We start from the raw sequence: 18,668 nt of genomic DNA, 5'->3' as shown, positions 1-18,668 counted from the left end.
TATAGCTTATTGCATCACTAAAAGAGCCTCAACGAGCAATGCGTAGAAGTATGCGGTAGGTAAAAAAGTGACGATTTGTATTCAAGCCATTGACATAATTTCGCCAAACCAGTTCAATGAAGACAAAGAGTGGATGACCAATGCAATGCGATAAGGACAAGCTCTTCTCATTTTATGCGGGGTAACTGCTTCGCATTTTATACTCACCTCTATTAGCGAGAGTGAGTATTTGCACATTTAAAGGATTAATGGAGAGACGCTGTGAGCGCAATCAACGTCGCCAAATTTGGCGGCACAAGTGTAGCAAATTTTGAGGCGATGAGCCGATGTGCGGCCATCGTAGAGAACAACCCAAAAACCAAGCTCGTTGTCATCAGTGCCTGCTCAGGCGTGACCAACGTATTGGTCGAGCTTGCCAATGGCATCGCCGATAAAGGTAAACGTGAGCAACTTCTGCAGCAATTGGTTGATATTCACTTCAGTATCATCAATCAGTTAAAGCACCCCGAAGTCATCAATGATGCGATCAACGAGATTCTAACAAAGGTTTCTCAGTGTGCCGAGAAAGCCGCCAGCGAGACTAGCGAGCAATTGACTGACCAATTAGTCTCTTGTGGAGAGCTAATGTCGACACACATCCTTTGCCAGCTAATGAGTGAGCGCGGACATAAAACCGAGCGCTTCGATATTCGCACTGTGATGAAAACAACATCAGTATTTGGAAATGCAGAGCCGTTACTGGACGAGATCGGCATTGCTGCACAAGCTCACCTAGTGCCATTGTTTAAAGACTCTATTGTCATTACCCAAGGATTTATCGGCTCAGATCTTAATAACAAAACAACAACACTAGGTCGTGGTGGTAGTGATTATAGCGCCGCCTTAATTGCCGAGGCGATCTCAGCGTCTGGCCTAGAAATTTGGACGGATGTACCGGGCATTTACACCACAGACCCGCGCATCGCGCCACCAGCACAACCCATCAAAGAGATCAGCTTCAGTGAAGCCTCTGAGATGGCAAACTTTGGTGCTAAGATCCTGCACCCTTCAACGTTAGTACCTGCATTGCGACACAAAATTCCCGTATTTGTTGGGTCCTCTAAGGAACCAGAACGTGGCGGTACTTGGGTAAAACAAGAAGTTGAAAGTGCACCTTTATTTAGAGCCGTCACCCTGAGAGGCAATCAAACACTGATTACTCTTAAGAGCCTTAATATGTTCCAAGCCAGTGGATTTTTGGCAAAGGTATTTACCATCTTGGCTCGTCATAAGGTATCGGTAGATCTGATTACCACCTCAGAGATCAGCGTATCACTGACGTTAGATCGCACGAATACTCAAGGTGGCGCTCCGCAACTGCCTGTTGCTGCTCAACAAGAACTGGAAGAACTCTGCTCAGTTGTCGTAGAGCAGAACCTAAGCTTGGTTGCGCTTATCGGCAACAACATGGGACAAGCTAAGGGCACAGCAAAGCAGATATTTGGTACCCTTGAAGACCACAATCTACGAATGATTTGCTATGGTGCAAGTAACCATAATCTGTGTTTCTTATTGCATGAATCATCAGCAAGACACGCCGTGCAGCAGCTTCATCGACAGCTCTTTGAAAGCTAAAATTAGCTAACAAATATCGATAAAAAAGAAGGGGCTAAATAGCCCCTTCTTTATTTTTGTTGTTAACCGTTCAAGTTAGGCCCTAGCCACTTTTCAGCCTCAGTCCAATCCCAACCTTTACGCTCTGCGTAGTCTTTAGCTTGGTCTTCTTGGATCTGTGCAATAGCGAAATAACGGCAATCAGGGTGAGAGAAATACCAACCAGAGACCGACGCACCAGGCCACATTGCGTAGCTCGTAGTAAGCGACATTCCAATGGTTTCCTCAACTTGCATCAAGTCCCATATAGCCTGTTTTTCAGTATGCTCAGGACACGCAGGGTAGCCTGGCGCTGGGCGTATACCTTGATACTTCTCGCGGATGAGGTCATCGTTACCCAATTGCTCATCAGGGGCATATCCCCAGATATCCTTACGCACTTGCTGATGAAGGTACTCGGCAAAGGCTTCAGCCAAGCGATCGGCTACCGCCTGGATCATAATCGCGTTGTAATCATCACCTTCCGCTTTGTAGTTGTCAGCAATCTCACGCTCACCAATACCACCCGTTACGGCAAATCCGCCAACCCAATCTTTAACACCGCTATCTTTAGGTGCAATGTAATCGCTCAAGCAGTAATTGAAGCCTTTCGGCTTTTTGGTTTGCTGACGAAGGTTGAATAACGTCTTAGCCACAACCGTACGTGACTCGTCGGTATACACCTCGATATCATCACCCACACTGTTGGCTGGGAACATCTGGCACATACCGTTTGCCTTGATGATACCGTCCGCTTCTATCATATCGAGCAAATCGTTGGCATCCTTATACAAACGCTTCGCTTCCTCGCCCACTTCTTCATGCTTTAGGATAGCGGGGTATTTACCCATTAGGCTCCAAGTCATAAAGAATGGGGTCCAGTCAATATAATCACGCAGTACCGATACGCTCATATCTTTGACCACCACTGGTTCAAGCTGCTTTGGTTGTGGCGGAGTGTAAGACTCCCAATCAATAGCCACTTTATTCTCACGTGCCTTCTCTAGAGTCACTGGTGCTGTCTTTGGTCGCTTTCTAGCGTGCTGGTCACGAACGCGTTCATAGTCGAGATCTAGCTTCTCAATAAAGCCTGGTTTTTGCTCATTAGAGAGCAGTGCCGAACATACGCCTACCGCACGAGAGGCGTTGTTTACATATACGACTGGCTCTGAGTAGTTTTGCTCTATCTTCACCGCTGTATGAGCTTTAGAGGTGGTTGCACCGCCAATCAGTAGTGGAAGATCAAACCCTTGACGCTCCATTTCTTTCGCAACGTGTACCATTTCATCCAAAGATGGGGTTATCAATCCTGACAAGCCAATGATATCGACGTTCTCTTCTTTTGCGACTTTGAGGATCTTCTCACAAGGCACCATCACACCCAGATCGATGATTTCGTAGTTATTACACTGCAGAACCACACCCACGATATTCTTACCGATATCGTGCACATCGCCTTTTACTGTCGCCAACAATATCTTACCGTTGGTTTGACCCACTTCTTTTAGAGCGTCAATGTAAGGTTCAAGGTGACCGACTGCTTGTTTCATGACTCGAGCAGATTTTACTACCTGAGGTAAGAACATCTTACCCTCACCAAACAAGTCGCCCACTACGTTCATACCATCCATCAACGGCCCTTCAATGACCTCCAGAGGTTTAGACGCATTCAAACGAGCTTCTTCAGTATCTTCGATAATAAACTCAGTAATACCTTTCACAAGGGCATGTTCCAAGCGTTTTTCTACTGGCCAACCGCGCCATTCAAGCGCAGCTCCATCATCTTGGGCACCTACACCGTTTTCACGATATTCACCAGCAATGTCCAGCAAACGTTCAGTGGCATCATCTCTGCGGTTCAGAACCACATCTTCCACCGCTTCTCGCAGTTTGTCAGGTACGTTGTCATAAACTTCTAGTTGACCCGCATTCACGATGCCCATATCCATACCATTTTTAAAGCAGTGGTATAGGAATACAGCATGTATAGCTTCACGAACGTAGTTGTTGCCGCGGAATGAGAAAGAAACGTTAGATACACCACCCGACACCATTGCATGTGGTAGGTCGCGTTTGATATCCGCTACTGCATTGATGAAGTCGACGGCGTAGTTATTGTGTTCATCAATACCCGTCGCGACGGCAAAGATGTTTGGATCAAAAATGATATCTTCAGCAGGGAAGCCAACCTCATCGACAAGGATGTTGTAGGCATTGGTACAGATCTCAATCTTGCGCTCACGAGTGTCTGCCTGGCCCTGTTCATCAAACGCCATAACAATCACAGCCGCACCATAACGACGAATTAGCTTAGCTTGCTCGATAAACTTCTCTTTCCCCTCTTTCAAAGAGATTGAGTTAACGATGCCTTTGCCTTGAATGCACTTAAGACCCGCTTCAATGACTTCCCATTTAGAGGAGTCCACCATAACCGGCACTTTCGATATATCAGGCTCGGAGGCACAAAGATTGAGGAAACGAACCATACATGCCTCAGCATCTAGCATCCCTTCATCCATGTTAATATCGATGATTTGAGCGCCGTTTTCTACTTGCTGACGTGCAACGTCCAGAGCTTCTTCATAGAGCTCTTCTTTGATTAATCGTTTAAAGCGAGCAGACCCAGTGACGTTAGTACGCTCGCCCACATTCAAAAATAGAGTTTCTTTAGAAATAGCGAGAGGTTCTAAGCCAGATAAGCGACACGCCGCTTTTATTTCTGGTCGTTGACGTGGTCGAGCATTTGCAACAGCTTCAGCCATCGCCTTAATATGTTCCGGTGTCGTACCACAACACCCCCCCACCAAGTTCAAGAAACCTGACTCTGCCCACTCTTTAATATGCTCAGCCATGTCTTCTGGAGATAGGTCATACTCACCAAACGCATTGGGTAGACCGGCATTTGGGTGAACAGAGACGAAGGTTTCAGAAATACGCGATAACTCATCCACATAAGGGCGTAATTCGTCAGGACCCAAAGCACAGTTCAGACCGAAAGAGATGGGGTTCACGTGTCTTAAAGAGTTATAGAAAGCTTCTGTCGTTTGACCAGACAAGGTACGGCCTGATGCATCGGTAATGGTTCCCGAGATCATGACGGGCAGCGTGTAGCCTAGCTCATCAAAAACAGTATCAACAGCAAATGCACATGCCTTCGCATTCAAGGTATCAAAGATGGTTTCAATGAGAATAAGGTCTGAACCACCTTTTATAAGGGCAAGGGTGGATTCTTTGTATGCCTCGACTAACTCATCAAAGCTAACGTTTCGAAACCCAGGGTCATTAACGTCAGGAGAAATAGAACAGGTACGGTTTGTTGGGCCGAGAACGCCAGCAACATAACGTGGTCTATCGGGAGTCTTTGCTGTCCATTCATCTGCCGCTTCTCTGGCAAGCTTTGCCGCAGCAAAGTTAATCTCTTCGCTAAGATCCTCCATCTCATAATCCGCCATCGCTATGGTGGTTGAGTTAAAGGTATTGGTTTCTAGGATGTCAGCACCAGCTTCCAAATAATCACTATGAAGCTTTTTGATGAGTTGAGGCTGGGTAAGGACAAGAAGGTCATTATTCCCTTTCAGGTCACAATGCCAATCGGCAAAACGACCACCTCGATAATCCGCTTCTTCTAGTTTTTGATTTTGAATCATGGTGCCCATACCACCATCTATCAAAAGAATGCGGTTCTTTAATTGGGCTTCTAATTGTGCTCTCATTCTGCGTCCTGCTCAGGTGTGGCATTTCCAACTTATACCCAACATCCTATCACAGTAAAATTAGATTTCTAGACGTCTAAACCATGGTAATTTTCGCTATGATGCTATCTAAGGTATAACTATATTTGATCTAGTTAACATTTTGTCTCACAGTGTTGAGGCTATTCAAACTTAGGAGAAAGGAATGGAAGCCTACCATACGCTGTGCTTTCTAGCTGCCGGGGCAGCGCTCATCGCATTAATCAACAGTAAAATCGGCAAAATGCAGACCACCATTGCGATTACAGCCGGTGCCATGTTGCTATCGTTAGCGATTATTATCGCAGGTCAAGCAGGCTGGTTTAAGCTATCTCATGTCGCCAGCGAGACCATCGCATCGATTAACTTTGAAGATTTTTTGCTTAAGGGAATCTTAGGGTTTCTATTATTTGCAGGTGGACTTGGCATCAAGCTGGATCACCTTAAAGACCAGAAATGGGAGATTACAGCGCTAGCATTAGGTGCAACCCTGTTCTCTACTTTCTTCATCGGTTTTGTGCTATTTGGCATCTGTTCGTTAATCGGCTTCAATCTAGACCTGATTTATTGCCTATTATTTGGCGCATTAATATCACCTACCGATCCCATTGCAGTATTAGCTATTGTAAAGAAATTAGATGCTCCACCACGCATTTCTACTCAAATTGAAGGGGAATCCCTGTTCAATGACGGCTTTGGTTTGGTTATCTTTGTAACCCTATTTACCATCGCCTTTGGTACTGAAGCCCCTACCGTTGGTTCAGTGTCAGCACTGTTCTTCCAAGAAGCTATTGGTGGTATCGCCTACGGCTTTGTTCTCGGTCTAATCTTTCACTGGTTAATATGCACCACTGAAGATCATTCCATGGAGATGTTGCTGACCATTCTGATCCCTTCAACAGGCTATGCCGTTGCAGAGCTGCTAGAGGTATCAGGGCCACTCTCGATGGTGGTATCGGGCATCATTATTGGTAACTGGACACGCAAGACTGGATTTTCAGAATCAGGATTTAAGAATTTAGACCATTTCTGGGAATTGATTGACGAGTTCCTGAATGCGGTATTGTTCCTGCTCATTGGTATGTCGATGCTGTTGTTCGAGTTCCATCACGAAGACTGGATCATGATGGTGATAGCAGTACCGCTAGTACTTCTGTCTCGCTACCTTAGCATCAGAATCAATTATGTTGGTTTCAATCGATTTAGATACTACAACCCTATGTCTGTGAAAATACTCACATGGGGCGGGCTCCGAGGAGGCCTAGCATTAGCTATGGCTCTGTCTATCCCGGCTGGGATCATGGTGATTCCTGAAAAGAATATCGATGTGAAAGAGATCATCATGGTCATGACCTATTCTGTGGTCATGTTCTCTATCTTGGTACAGGGGATGACTATCACTCCAATGATAGAAAAAGCGAAGCAACTAGAACCCTCAAGTGAATCAGAGCAAGAGTAACCTTCTATAAACAGAAAAGGCATGCCAATGGCATGCCTTTTTTATATCAAGCGAATGACAAACTACTCTTCTGTAGTGAAGTTAGCTTCAGAAAACTTATCCAAATCGTATGGGGTTTGTTGGTAAACACAGTAATTAAGCCAGTTACTAAACAATAGGTGACCATGACTACGCCATGTTGCCCTAGGGGCATTATCTGGGTTGTTGTCAGGGTAATAGTTAACAGGTATTGCAGGCTCCATCCCTTCAGCTAAATCTCGCACGTACTCAGTATGAAGAGTCTTTGACTCGTACTCAGGGTGTCCAGTCACGAATACATTTCGCTTATCTTTGGTAGAAGCAAGATAAACCCCAGCGGTATCTGATGTTGCTAAGATATCAAGATCCGTATGCTCAGATAAATACTCTGGAGAAAAATCCGCATAACGTGAATGAGGAGCTAGGAAGGTATCATCAAATCCACGAAGAATCGGATGATGCTGATCCTGTGTAAAATGCTCATAGACACCCGATAGCTTTTCTTTACGAGTACGCTTAGGAAGGTCGTAGAGCAACTTTAAACCAGCTTGAGCGGCCCAACAAACGTAAAGCGTTGACGTCACATGCTCTTTTGCCCAATTCATGATGGACTGCAGGTGCTCCCAATAGATGACATCTTCAAACTGAACTAGGCCGAGTGGCGCACCGGTAATAATGAGTCCATCAAAATTGCGTCCTTTCACCCCTTCAAATTGGCGATAGAAGGTATCTAAATGCTCAGTAGGAGTGTTCTTACTTGGTCGATTATCAATACGAAGCAGTTCAACGTCTACTTGCAACGGACTATTAGAAAGCAAGCGTAGAAATTGCGTTTCAGTCTCAATCTTCTTTGGCATCAGGTTGAGCAATAGGACTCTTAGAGGACGAATCTCTTGCGATGAGGCGCGAGATTCAGACATAACGAAAATCTTCTCTCCTCTTAATACATCAGTCGCAGGTAATTGATCAGGGACTCGAATTGGCACAACTTTTCTCCTTTAAGCATCTAGACGTCCATACGTATGTTGATTCAGACTACTGTATTCACTCGTTTATGTCGAGACTGATATTGTAAACCCATCTTTAATCACGAGACCATTGGAACTCTGGACTCTCTCCTAGTCGTTCGAAGTACGCTGGATGTAATTGTTTAAACTGATCTTTTTTCAACTCAGCTATGTTCCACGGGGTAAAGTCTATCTTGATTGATCTGCCATTAATCTCAATATTCGCTTGTTCTAATGTGTGTTCAGTAGATAAATATCTAAGCTCATTAGAGTCAGTACACGTCAACGTAATCGTTCTTTCTATATCATGATTAACTGCCAATTGAGCTTCAACATCATTATCGCACGAGGTGAAAATGGTCAACTGCAGCACCATGTTGTTATCCATAGTGGTATAGGCTGAGACTTCCATGGCGTGTAAAGGATAGAGCTTACGCAGCAGTAGTTGATGGGTATCTTTGGTACGCGCTATCTGTATACCACTATCTAGTAGAGGAAAGCCTAACCACTGCCAATCATAGCCCCGGTCTTTAACTATCAGCAGTCCGTACAAGCTTCCAAGAGCGCTCATTAGCACTATAGAAATTATGCAGCAAAGTAGTATGAGTAGCTTTTTCATTAACTCAGATCGTCGTTAGCCTTAATATAAAGGTATCACCGATACGGGATAAAAGCAGGAAAGAGAAATTAGGTTAGAAATATAGCTAAAGGAAAAATTATTTTCTACAGGTAAGAAAAAACCTTAGGACGGCTAGCCTGATGCTTGCTTCAATTAATGCTAAAGCTATAGACGAAAAAAAGCCCTAGTCTTTCGGCGCGGACGGCCAGTCTAGGGCTTCTTATTAGTGGCGGAGTGGCCCGGCTTGGGCTTAATCGAACTCGCGCACGAGCGGGGCTCGTTTGCTCGGAGAGCAAAAATCTAATCCAGATAGCAAAAAACCTCAGCCTTTCGTCGCGGACGACGAGTCTGAGGTTTGCTTCAGTTAATGCTAAAGTTATAGACGAAAAAAAGCCCTAGTCTTTCGACTAGGGCTTCTTATTAGTGGCGGAGTGGACGGGACTCGAACCCGCGACCCCCGGCGTGACAGGCCGGTATTCTAACCAACTGAACTACCACTCCGCACCTAATTCTTATCTATTTAAAGTCTTACTAACTGCTTTAAAGCGATGTAATTTAAAGCCTGGCGATGTCCTACTCTCACATGGGGAAACCCCACACTACCATCGGCGCTATTATGTTTCACTTCTGAGTTCGGCATGGAATCAGGTGGGTCCACAATGCTATGGTCGCCAAGCAAATTTTAAAATTCGGAAAGCTATTATTTAAAAGTTATATCACACATTCAAAGTTCTACTTTGAGTCCACAAAACCCCTTGGGTGTTGTATGGTTAAGCCTCACGGGCAATTAGTACAGGTTAGCTCAATGCCTCGCAGCACTTACACACCCTGCCTATCAACGTTCTAGTCTCGAACAACCCTTTAGGACACTTAAAGTGCCAGGGAAGACTCATCTCAGGGCTCGCTTCCCGCTTAGATGCTTTCAGCGGTTATCGATTCCGAACTTAGCTACCGGGCAATGCCATTGGCATGACAACCCGAACACCAGAGGTTCGTCCACTCCGGTCCTCTCGTACTAGGAGCAGCCCCCTTCAATCTTCCAACGCCCACGGCAGATAGGGACCGAACTGTCTCACGACGTTCTAAACCCAGCTCGCGTACCACTTTAAATGGCGAACAGCCATACCCTTGGGACCGACTTCAGCCCCAGGATGTGATGAGCCGACATCGAGGTGCCAAACACCGCCGTCGATATGAACTCTTGGGCGGTATCAGCCTGTTATCCCCGGAGTACCTTTTATCCGTTGAGCGATGGCCCTTCCATTCAGAACCACCGGATCACTATGACCTGCTTTCGCACCTGCTCGAATTGTCATTCTCGCAGTCAAGCGGGCTTATGCCATTGCACTAACCACACGATGTCCAACCGTGTTTAGCCCACCTTCGTGCTCCTCCGTTACTCTTTGGGAGGAGACCGCCCCAGTCAAACTACCCACCAGGCACTGTCCTCATCCCCGATAAGGGGACTAAGTTAGAACATCAACACTACAAGGGTGGTATTTCAAGGACGGCTCCAACGATACTGGCGTACCGTCTTCAAAGCCTCCCACCTATCCTACACATGTAGGGTCAATGTTCAGTGCCAAGCTGTAGTAAAGGTTCACGGGGTCTTTCCGTCTAGCCGCGGGTACACTGCATCTTCACAGCGATTTCAATTTCACTGAGTCTCGGGTGGAGACAGCGTGGCCATCATTACGCCATTCGTGCAGGTCGGAACTTACCCGACAAGGAATTTCGCTACCTTAGGACCGTTATAGTTACGGCCGCCGTTTACCGGGGCTTCGATCAAGAGCTTCGACCGAAGTCTAACCCCATCAATTAACCTTCCGGCACCGGGCAGGCGTCACACCGTATACGTCATCTTACGATTTTGCACAGTGCTGTGTTTTTAATAAACAGTTGCAGCCACCTGGTATCTGCGACTCCTAGTAGCTCCATCCGCAAGGGACTTCACCGCCAAGAGCGTACCTTCTCCCGAAGTTACGGTACCATTTTGCCTAGTTCCTTCACCCGAGTTCTCTCAAGCGCCTTGGTATTCTCTACCCGACCACCTGTGTCGGTTTGGGGTACGATTTCTTATAATCTGAAGCTTAGAGGCTTTTCCTGGAAGCATGGCATCAATGACTTCACTGCACGTAGCAGCTCGACATCGTATCTCAGCGTTAAGAAAGTCCGGATTTACCTAAACTTTCCGCCTACATACTTGAACCTGGACAACCATCGCCAGGCCCACCTAGCCTTCTCCGTCCCCCCATCGCAATTATAAGAAGTACGGGAATATTAACCCGTTTCCCATCGACTACGCCTTTCGGCCTCGCCTTAGGGGTCGACTTACCCTGCCCCGATTAACGTTGGACAGGAACCCTTGGTCTTCCGGCGAGGGGGTTTTTCACCCCCTTTATCGTTACTCATGTCAGCATTCGCACTTCTGATACGTCCAGCAGCCCTTACAGACCACCTTCAACCGCTTACAGAACGCTCCCCTACCCCGCATACAAAAGTATGCAGCCGCAGCTTCGGTGTATAGCTTAGCCCCGTTACATCTTCCGCGCAGGCCGACTCGACCAGTGAGCTATTACGCTTTCTTTAAATGATGGCTGCTTCTAAGCCAACATCCTGGCTGTCTGAGCCTTCCCACATCGTTTCCCACTTAGCTATACTTTGGGACCTTAGCTGGCGGTCTGGGTTGTTTCCCTCTCCACGACGGACGTTAGCACCCGCCGTGTGTCTCCCGGATAGTACTCAATGGTATTCGGAGTTTGCAAAGGGTTGGTAAGTCGGGATGACCCCCTAGCCTTAACAGTGCTCTACCCCCATTGGTATTCGTCCGAGGCGCTACCTAAATAGCTTTCGGGGAGAACCAGCTATCTCCAGGTTTGATTGGCCTTTCACCCCTAGCCACAAGTCATCCGCTAATTTTTCAACATTAGTCGGTTCGGTCCTCCAGTTGATGTTACTCAACCTTCAACCTGCCCATGGCTAGATCACCTGGTTTCGGGTCTAATTCTAGCAACTCGACGCCCAGTTAAGACTCGGTTTCCCTACGGCTCCCCTATACGGTTAACCTTGCTACTAAAATTAAGTCGCTGACCCATTATACAAAAGGTACGCAGTCACGCTTCGAGGCGCTCCTACTGCTTGTACGTACACGGTTTCAGGTTCTATTTCACTCCCCTCACAGGGGTTCTTTTCGCCTTTCCCTCACGGTACTGGTTCACTATCGGTCAGTCAGTAGTATTTAGCCTTGGAGGATGGTCCCCCCATGTTCAAACAGGATATCACGTGTCCCGCCTTACTCGTTTTCACTTAAAATGCGTTGTCGGTTACGGGGCTATCACCCTATACTGCGAGACTTTCCAGACTCTTCACCTGACGCATTAAAAGCTTAAGGGCTAATCCAATTTCGCTCGCCGCTACTTTCGGAATCTCGGTTGATTTCTCTTCCTTCGGGTACTTAGATGTTTCAGTTCCCCGAGTTTGCCTCATTAACCTATGTATTCAGTTAATGATACGTGCTTATGCACGTGGGTTTCCCCATTCAGAAATCCCAGACTCAAATGGTTATTACTACCTAATCTGGGCTTATCGCAAGTTATTACGTCTTTCATCGCCTCTGACTGCCAAGGCATCCACCGTGTACGCTTAGTCACTTAACCATACAACCCCAAAGGGTCTTGCTTAACGCAATGCAGTTGCTACGCTGCAGTATGACGTTTCCAAGGTGCGTTATCTCTTTATTATGAGCGAGATAACATTCGATTTTGCCGGACTCAAATTTGAATGCACTCTGGCAAGAGTACATTCCCAAGAACACTTGAATGTGTGTTGGTACCTACATCCCTCTCTATTTAAAAAGAAGTACATAGGATTTGAGAACTTTTAAATTTGAACAACAATGAAATCACATTGTTGTTCGTCAGCTTTCCAAATTGTTAAAGAGCGAGATTCAAACAAATGAACCATTTTTAAACACACTCGAAAGAGCGCTTAAAGATGGTGGGCGATACCGGGCTCGAACCAGTGACCCCCTCCTTGTAAGGGAGGTGCTCTCCCAACTGAGCTAATCGCCCACATTGTTTGTTATTTGTGTTCACTATAAAGTGAATTCAAACAACTTCCTTTGTGGAAAGGAAATGGTGGGTCGTGCAGGATTCGAACCTGCGACCAATTGATTAAAAGTCAACTGCTCTACCAGCTGAGCTAACGACCCAATGGTATCCCGTAGGGGAGTCGAACCCCTGTTACCGCCGTGAAAGGGCGGTGTCCTAGGCCTCTAGACGAACGGGACACTAGATTTATCTTTACTCCGAAGAGCAAACATAAACTGTTGAAGCACCTTGGGGGGTGCTTCAAAAATCTCTCTTTACTTTCTAAACCATATCAATCTGTGTGGACACTCATCGTGAATAATCATCGTATAAGGAGGTGATCCAGCCCCAGGTTCCCCTAGGGCTACCTTGTTACGACTTCACCCCAGTCATGAACCACAAAGTGGTGAGCGTCCTCCTCGAAAGGTTAAACTACCCACTTCTTTTGCAGCCCACTCCCATGGTGTGACGGGCGGTGTGTACAAGGCCCGGGAACGTATTCACCGTGACATTCTGATTCACGATTACTAGCGATTCCGACTTCATGGAGTCGAGTTGCAGACTCCAATCCGGACTACGACGCACTTTTTGGGATTCGCTCACCATCGCTGGTTGGCTGCCCTCTGTATGCGCCATTGTAGCACGTGTGTAGCCCTACTCGTAAGGGCCATGATGACTTGACGTCGTCCCCACCTTCCTCCGGTTTATCACCGGCAGTCTCCCTGGAGTTCCCACCATTACGTGCTGGCAAACAAGGATAAGGGTTGCGCTCGTTGCGGGACTTAACCCAACATTTCACAACACGAGCTGACGACAGCCATGCAGCACCTGTCTCAGAGTTCCCGAAGGCACCAAAGCATCTCTGCTAAGTTCTCTGGATGTCAAGAGTAGGTAAGGTTCTTCGCGTTGCATCGAATTAAACCACATGCTCCACCGCTTGTGCGGGCCCCCGTCAATTCATTTGAGTTTTAATCTTGCGACCGTACTCCCCAGGCGGTCTACTTAACGCGTTAGCTCCGAAAGCCACGGCTCAAGGCCACAACCTCCAAGTAGACATCGTTTACGGCGTGGACTACCAGGGTATCTAATCCTGTTTGCTCCCCACGCTTTCGCATCTGAGTGTCAGTATCTGTCCAGGGGGCCGCCTTCGCCACTGGTATTCCTTCAGATCTCTACGCATTTCACCGCTACACCTGAAATTCTACCCCCCTCTACAGTACTCTAGCCTGCCAGTTTCAAATGCGGTTCCGAGGTTGAGCCCCGGGCTTTCACATCTGACTTAACAAACCACCTGCATGCGCTTTACGCCCAGTAATTCCGATTAACGCTCGCACCCTCCGTATTACCGCGGCTGCTGGCACGGAGTTAGCCGGTGCTTCTTCTGTCGCTAACGTCAAACACTAAAGCTATTAACTCTAATGCCTTCCTCACGACTGAAAGTACTTTACAACCCGAAGGCCTTCTTCATACACGCGGCATGGCTGCATCAGGCTTGCGCCCATTGTGCAATATTCCCCACTGCTGCCTCCCGTAGGAGTCTGGACCGTGTCTCAGTTCCAGTGTGGCTGATCATCCTCTCAGACCAGCTAGGGATCGTCGCCTTGGTGAGCCATTACCTCACCAACTAGCTAATCCCACCTGGGCATATCCTGAAGCGAGAGGCCCGAAGGTCCCCCTCTTTGGTCCGTAGACGTTATGCGGTATTAGCCATCGTTTCCAATGGTTATCCCCCACATCAGGGCAATTTCCCAGGCATTACTCACCCGTCCGCCGCTCGACGCCCAACAAATCACCCGAAGGGTCAATGTTGTCGTTTCCGCTCGACTTGCATGTGTTAGGCCTGCCGCCAGCGTTCAATCTGAGCCATGATCAAACTCTTCAATTAAAGTTTTGTTGAAGCTTTCGCTTCGGCTCAATGAATACTGACTTCAAAACTGTTCCTTACTCGAAAGTAAGAAGTAATTTTAAAGCTATTATCGTTCCAACAGAACGATAATGAATTGACTGTGCCAATGACTAAAAGTCATCGTTTTGGTCACTCAGTTCATTGATAAATCTTTTCGATTATCATCAACGAGTGCCCACACAGATTGATAGGTTTAAATTGTTAAAGAGCGCTGCTTTGAATGCCTTAGCACTTAAGCAGGACGCGTATAATACGCGACTGACTGTTAAAGTCAACATAAAACTCTAAATAAATTAGAACTTTATGGTGACTCGCTTCATTAGAAGCAAGTCTAAAATCAAAGCCTGGCGATGTCCTACTCTCACATGGGGAAACCCCACACTACCATCGGCGCTATTATGTTTCACTTCTGAGTTCGGCATGGAATCAGGTGGGTCCACAATGCTATGGTCGCCAAGCAAATTTTAAAATTCGGAAAGCTATATTTAAAAGTTTGTATCACACATTCAAAGTTCTACTTTGAGTCCACAAAACCCCTTGGGTGTTGTATGGTTAAGCCTCACGGGCAATTAGTACAGGTTAGCTCAATGCCTCGCAGCACTTACACACCCTGCCTATCAACGTTCTAGTCTCGAACAACCCTTTAGGACACTTAAAGTGCCAGGGAAGACTCATCTCAGGGCTCGCTTCCCGCTTAGATGCTTTCAGCGGTTATCGATTCCGAACTTAGCTACCGGGCAATGCCATTGGCATGACAACCCGAACACCAGAGGTTCGTCCACTCCGGTCCTCTCGTACTAGGAGCAGCCCCCTTCAATCTTCCAACGCCCACGGCAGATAGGGACCGAACTGTCTCACGACGTTCTAAACCCAGCTCGCGTACCACTTTAAATGGCGAACAGCCATACCCTTGGGACCGACTTCAGCCCCAGGATGTGATGAGCCGACATCGAGGTGCCAAACACCGCCGTCGATATGAACTCTTGGGCGGTATCAGCCTGTTATCCCCGGAGTACCTTTTATCCGTTGAGCGATGGCCCTTCCATTCAGAACCACCGGATCACTATGACCTGCTTTCGCACCTGCTCGAATTGTCATTCTCGCAGTCAAGCGGGCTTATGCCATTGCACTAACCACACGATGTCCAACCGTGTTTAGCCCACCTTCGTGCTCCTCCGTTACTCTTTGGGAGGAGACCGCCCCAGTCAAACTACCCACCAGGCACTGTCCTCATCCCCGATAAGGGGACTAAGTTAGAACATCAACACTACAAGGGTGGTATTTCAAGGACGGCTCCAACGATACTGGCGTACCGTCTTCAAAGCCTCCCACCTATCCTACACATGTAGGGTCAATGTTCAGTGCCAAGCTGTAGTAAAGGTTCACGGGGTCTTTCCGTCTAGCCGCGGGTACACTGCATCTTCACAGCGATTTCAATTTCACTGAGTCTCGGGTGGAGACAGCGTGGCCATCATTACGCCATTCGTGCAGGTCGGAACTTACCCGACAAGGAATTTCGCTACCTTAGGACCGTTATAGTTACGGCCGCCGTTTACCGGGGCTTCGATCAAGAGCTTCGACCGAAGTCTAACCCCATCAATTAACCTTCCGGCACCGGGCAGGCGTCACACCGTATACGTCATCTTACGATTTTGCACAGTGCTGTGTTTTTAATAAACAGTTGCAGCCACCTGGTATCTGCGACTCCTAGTAGCTCCATCCGCAAGGGACTTCACCGCCAAGAGCGTACCTTCTCCCGAAGTTACGGTACCATTTTGCCTAGTTCCTTCACCCGAGTTCTCTCAAGCGCCTTGGTATTCTCTACCCGACCACCTGTGTCGGTTTGGGGTACGATTTCTTATAATCTGAAGCTTAGAGGCTTTTCCTGGAAGCATGGCATCAATGACTTCACTGCACGTAGCAGCTCGACATCGTATCTCAGCGTTAAGAAAGTCCGGATTTACCTAAACTTTCCGCCTACATACTTGAACCTGGACAACCATCGCCAGGCCCACCTAGCCTTCTCCGTCCCCCCATCGCAATTATAAGAAGTACGGGAATATTAACCCGTTTCCCATCGACTACGCCTTTCGGCCTCGCCTTAGGGGTCGACTTACCCTGCCCCGATTAACGTTGGACAGGAACCCTTGGTCTTCCGGCGAGGGGGTTTTTCACCCCCTTTATCGTTACTCATGTCAGCATTCGCACTTCTGATACGTCCAGCAGCCCTTACAGACCACCTTCAACCGCTTACAGAACGCTCCCCTACCCCGCATACAAAAGTATGCAGCCGCAGCTTCGGTGTATAGCTTAGCCCCGTTACATCTTCCGCGCAGGCCGACTCGACCAGTGAGCTATTACGCTTTCTTTAAATGATGGCTGCTTCTAAGCCAACATCCTGGCTGTCTGAGCCTTCCCACATCGTTTCCCACTTAGCTATACTTTGGGACCTTAGCTGGCGGTCTGGGTTGTTTCCCTCTCCACGACGGACGTTAGCACCCGCCGTGTGTCTCCCGGATAGTACTCAATGGTATTCGGAGTTTGCAAAGGGTTGGTAAGTCGGGATGACCCCCTAGCCTTAACAGTGCTCTACCCCCATTGGTATTCGTCCGAGGCGCTACCTAAATAGCTTTCGGGGAGAACCAGCTATCTCCAGGTTTGATTGGCCTTTCACCCCTAGCCACAAGTCATCCGCTAATTTTTCAACATTAGTCGGTTCGGTCCTCCAGTTGATGTTACTCAACCTTCAACCTGCCCATGGCTAGATCACCTGGTTTCGGGTCTAATTCTAGCAACTCGACGCCCAGTTAAGACTCGGTTTCCCTACGGCTCCCCTATACGGTTAACCTTGCTACTAAAATTAAGTCGCTGACCCATTATACAAAAGGTACGCAGTCACGCTTCGAGGCGCTCCTACTGCTTGTACGTACACGGTTTCAGGTTCTATTTCACTCCCCTCACAGGGGTTCTTTTCGCCTTTCCCTCACGGTACTGGTTCACTATCGGTCAGTCAGTAGTATTTAGCCTTGGAGGATGGTCCCCCCATGTTCAAACAGGATATCACGTGTCCCGCCTTACTCGTTTTCACTTAAAATGCGTTGTCGGTTACGGGGCTATCACCCTATACTGCGAGACTTTCCAGACTCTTCACCTGACGCATTAAAAGCTTAAGGGCTAATCCAATTTCGCTCGCCGCTACTTTCGGAATCTCGGTTGATTTCTCTTCCTTCGGGTACTTAGATGTTTCAGTTCCCCGAGTTTGCCTCATTAACCTATGTATTCAGTTAATGATACGTGCTTATGCACGTGGGTTTCCCCATTCAGAAATCCCAGACTCAAATGGTTATTACTACCTAATCTGGGCTTATCGCAAGTTATTACGTCTTTCATCGCCTCTGACTGCCAAGGCATCCACCGTGTACGCTTAGTCACTTAACCATACAACCCCAAAGGGTCTTGCTTAACGCAATGCAGTTGCTACGCTGCAGTATGACGTTTCCAAGGTGCGTTATCTCTTTATTATGAGCGAGATAACATTCGATTTTGCCGGACTCAAATTTGAATGCACTCTGGCAAGAGTACATTCCCAAGAACACTTGAATGTGTGTTGGTACCTAAATCAATAAAGACTTAGGATTTGAGAACTTTTAAATTTGAACAACAATGAAATCACATTGTTGTTCGTCAGCTTTCCAAATTGTTAAAGAGCATGAATTTCTAAGCAATAAAGCTTTCGAAACCATTTTTAAAGACACTTAATTCTTAATTTAATAAGAAGTGCACTTAAAGATGGTGGAGCTATGCGGGATCGAACCGCAGACCTCCTGCGTGCAAGGCAGGCGCTCTCCCAGCTGAGCTATAGCCCCATCTGTAGATTCGATAACATCAGCGTTCTGAGTTAATCTTTTTGAGAGCAAGGAAACTAGTAAGGCCGCATACATCAGTATGCAACGCGCTAGTTGACGCCGCTATCAGAAAGATTGGTGGGTCTGAGTGGACTTGAACCACCGACCTCCCGCTTATCAGGCGAGCGCTCTAACCAGCTGAGCTACAGACCCATTTCTGCTGCGCATTTTTCCTTACTTCCACGTCAGGGCTGCGACTCTTCAGTCAGTCACATACTAATGTATGCTCCTTCCTTCATCGCTGGCCTTCCTTGAATTAAGAAAAACTGCTTTGCATAAATAATCTCAATGAACTTGAGTTAT

5 protein-coding genes, 6 tRNA genes and 5 rRNA genes are annotated in these 18,668 nt (G+C 47.3%); 2 read left to right on the top strand and 14 right to left on the bottom strand.

The genetic code is table 11. From position 1 onward, the window contains the following. Window positions 1-261: 261 nt before the first annotated feature. Entirely contained in the window at window positions 262-1,614 is a 1,353-nt protein-coding gene (lysC, locus tag OCU35_RS01455) for a lysine-sensitive aspartokinase 3 (RefSeq protein ID WP_261825529.1), read from the top strand. A gap of 62 nt (window positions 1,615-1,676) precedes the next feature. On the opposite strand, the gene metH is transcribed toward lysC, so the two are convergent. Further along, the gene (metH, locus tag OCU35_RS01450; RefSeq protein WP_065210268.1) at window positions 1,677-5,345 is read right to left on the bottom strand and encodes a methionine synthase; all 3,669 of its coding nucleotides are present in this window, start codon (window positions 5,343-5,345) and stop codon (window positions 1,677-1,679) included. A gap of 184 nt (window positions 5,346-5,529) precedes the next feature. On the opposite strand from metH, the gene OCU35_RS01445 reads away from it, so the two are divergent. Next, complete coding sequence (locus OCU35_RS01445) at window positions 5,530-6,822, top strand: cation:proton antiporter (protein WP_065210269.1); 1,293 nt, start codon at window positions 5,530-5,532, stop codon at window positions 6,820-6,822. Window positions 6,823-6,884: 62 nt separating this feature from the next. Here the strand turns inward: OCU35_RS01445 and metA are convergent, their stop codons facing one another. The 13 genes from metA to OCU35_RS01380 all read right to left on the bottom strand — a co-directional run bounded on the left by metA (window position 6,885) and on the right by OCU35_RS01380 (window position 18,518). After that, a complete protein-coding gene (metA, locus tag OCU35_RS01440) occupies window positions 6,885-7,826 on the bottom strand; it encodes a homoserine O-acetyltransferase MetA (protein WP_017243803.1) in 942 nt (313 codons plus the stop codon). A 97-nt stretch (window positions 7,827-7,923) separates the two neighbouring features. Then, a complete protein-coding gene (locus OCU35_RS01435; protein ID WP_065210270.1) occupies window positions 7,924-8,418 on the bottom strand; it encodes a hypothetical protein in 495 nt (164 codons plus the stop codon). 472 nt (window positions 8,419-8,890) lie between these two features. Then, window positions 8,891-8,967 (bottom strand) — tRNA-Asp (locus OCU35_RS01430). Window positions 8,968-9,026: 59 nt separating this feature from the next. Beyond that, a 5S ribosomal RNA gene (rrf, locus tag OCU35_RS01425) occupies window positions 9,027-9,142 on the bottom strand. A gap of 90 nt (window positions 9,143-9,232) precedes the next feature. Continuing rightward, window positions 9,233-12,122: ribosomal RNA gene (locus tag OCU35_RS01420) — 23S ribosomal RNA — on the bottom strand. A 338-nt stretch (window positions 12,123-12,460) separates the two neighbouring features. Beyond that, a tRNA-Val gene (locus OCU35_RS01415) sits at window positions 12,461-12,536 on the bottom strand. A 64-nt stretch (window positions 12,537-12,600) separates the two neighbouring features. Beyond that, window positions 12,601-12,676: transfer RNA gene (locus tag OCU35_RS01410), tRNA-Lys, on the bottom strand. A gap of 2 nt (window positions 12,677-12,678) precedes the next feature. Further along, window positions 12,679-12,754: transfer RNA gene (locus OCU35_RS01405), tRNA-Glu, on the bottom strand. Between the two features lie 130 nt (window positions 12,755-12,884). Next, window positions 12,885-14,439, bottom strand: a 16S ribosomal RNA gene (locus tag OCU35_RS01400). A gap of 363 nt (window positions 14,440-14,802) precedes the next feature. Continuing rightward, a 5S ribosomal RNA gene (rrf, locus tag OCU35_RS01395) occupies window positions 14,803-14,918 on the bottom strand. A gap of 90 nt (window positions 14,919-15,008) precedes the next feature. Further along, window positions 15,009-17,898 (bottom strand): 23S ribosomal RNA (locus tag OCU35_RS01390). Together the 16S, 23S and 5S rRNA genes with 6 tRNA genes alongside form the textbook arrangement of a ribosomal RNA operon. 352 nt (window positions 17,899-18,250) lie before the next feature. Next, a tRNA-Ala gene (locus tag OCU35_RS01385) sits at window positions 18,251-18,326 on the bottom strand. A 115-nt stretch (window positions 18,327-18,441) separates the two neighbouring features. Next, window positions 18,442-18,518 (bottom strand) — tRNA-Ile (locus OCU35_RS01380). Window positions 18,519-18,668: the final 150 nt, after the last annotated feature.

This window comes from Vibrio breoganii, from assembly GCF_024346795.1.
Taxonomy (GTDB): domain Bacteria; phylum Pseudomonadota; class Gammaproteobacteria; order Enterobacterales; family Vibrionaceae; genus Vibrio; species Vibrio breoganii.
The sequence above is the reverse complement of the archived record's forward strand: the minus strand, read 5'-3'. Positions and strand labels throughout refer to the sequence as shown.

Coding starts and splice junctions, on each gene's coding strand:
- OCU35_RS01435 (WP_065210270.1), bottom strand. CDS start 8,418: ATGAGCGCTCTTGGAAGCTTGTACGGACTGCTGATAGTTAAAGACCGG.
- metH (WP_065210268.1), bottom strand. CDS start 5,345: ATGAGAGCACAATTAGAAGCCCAATTAAAGAACCGCATTCTTTTGATA.
- OCU35_RS01445 (WP_065210269.1), top strand. CDS start 5,530: ATGGAAGCCTACCATACGCTGTGCTTTCTAGCTGCCGGGGCAGCGCTC.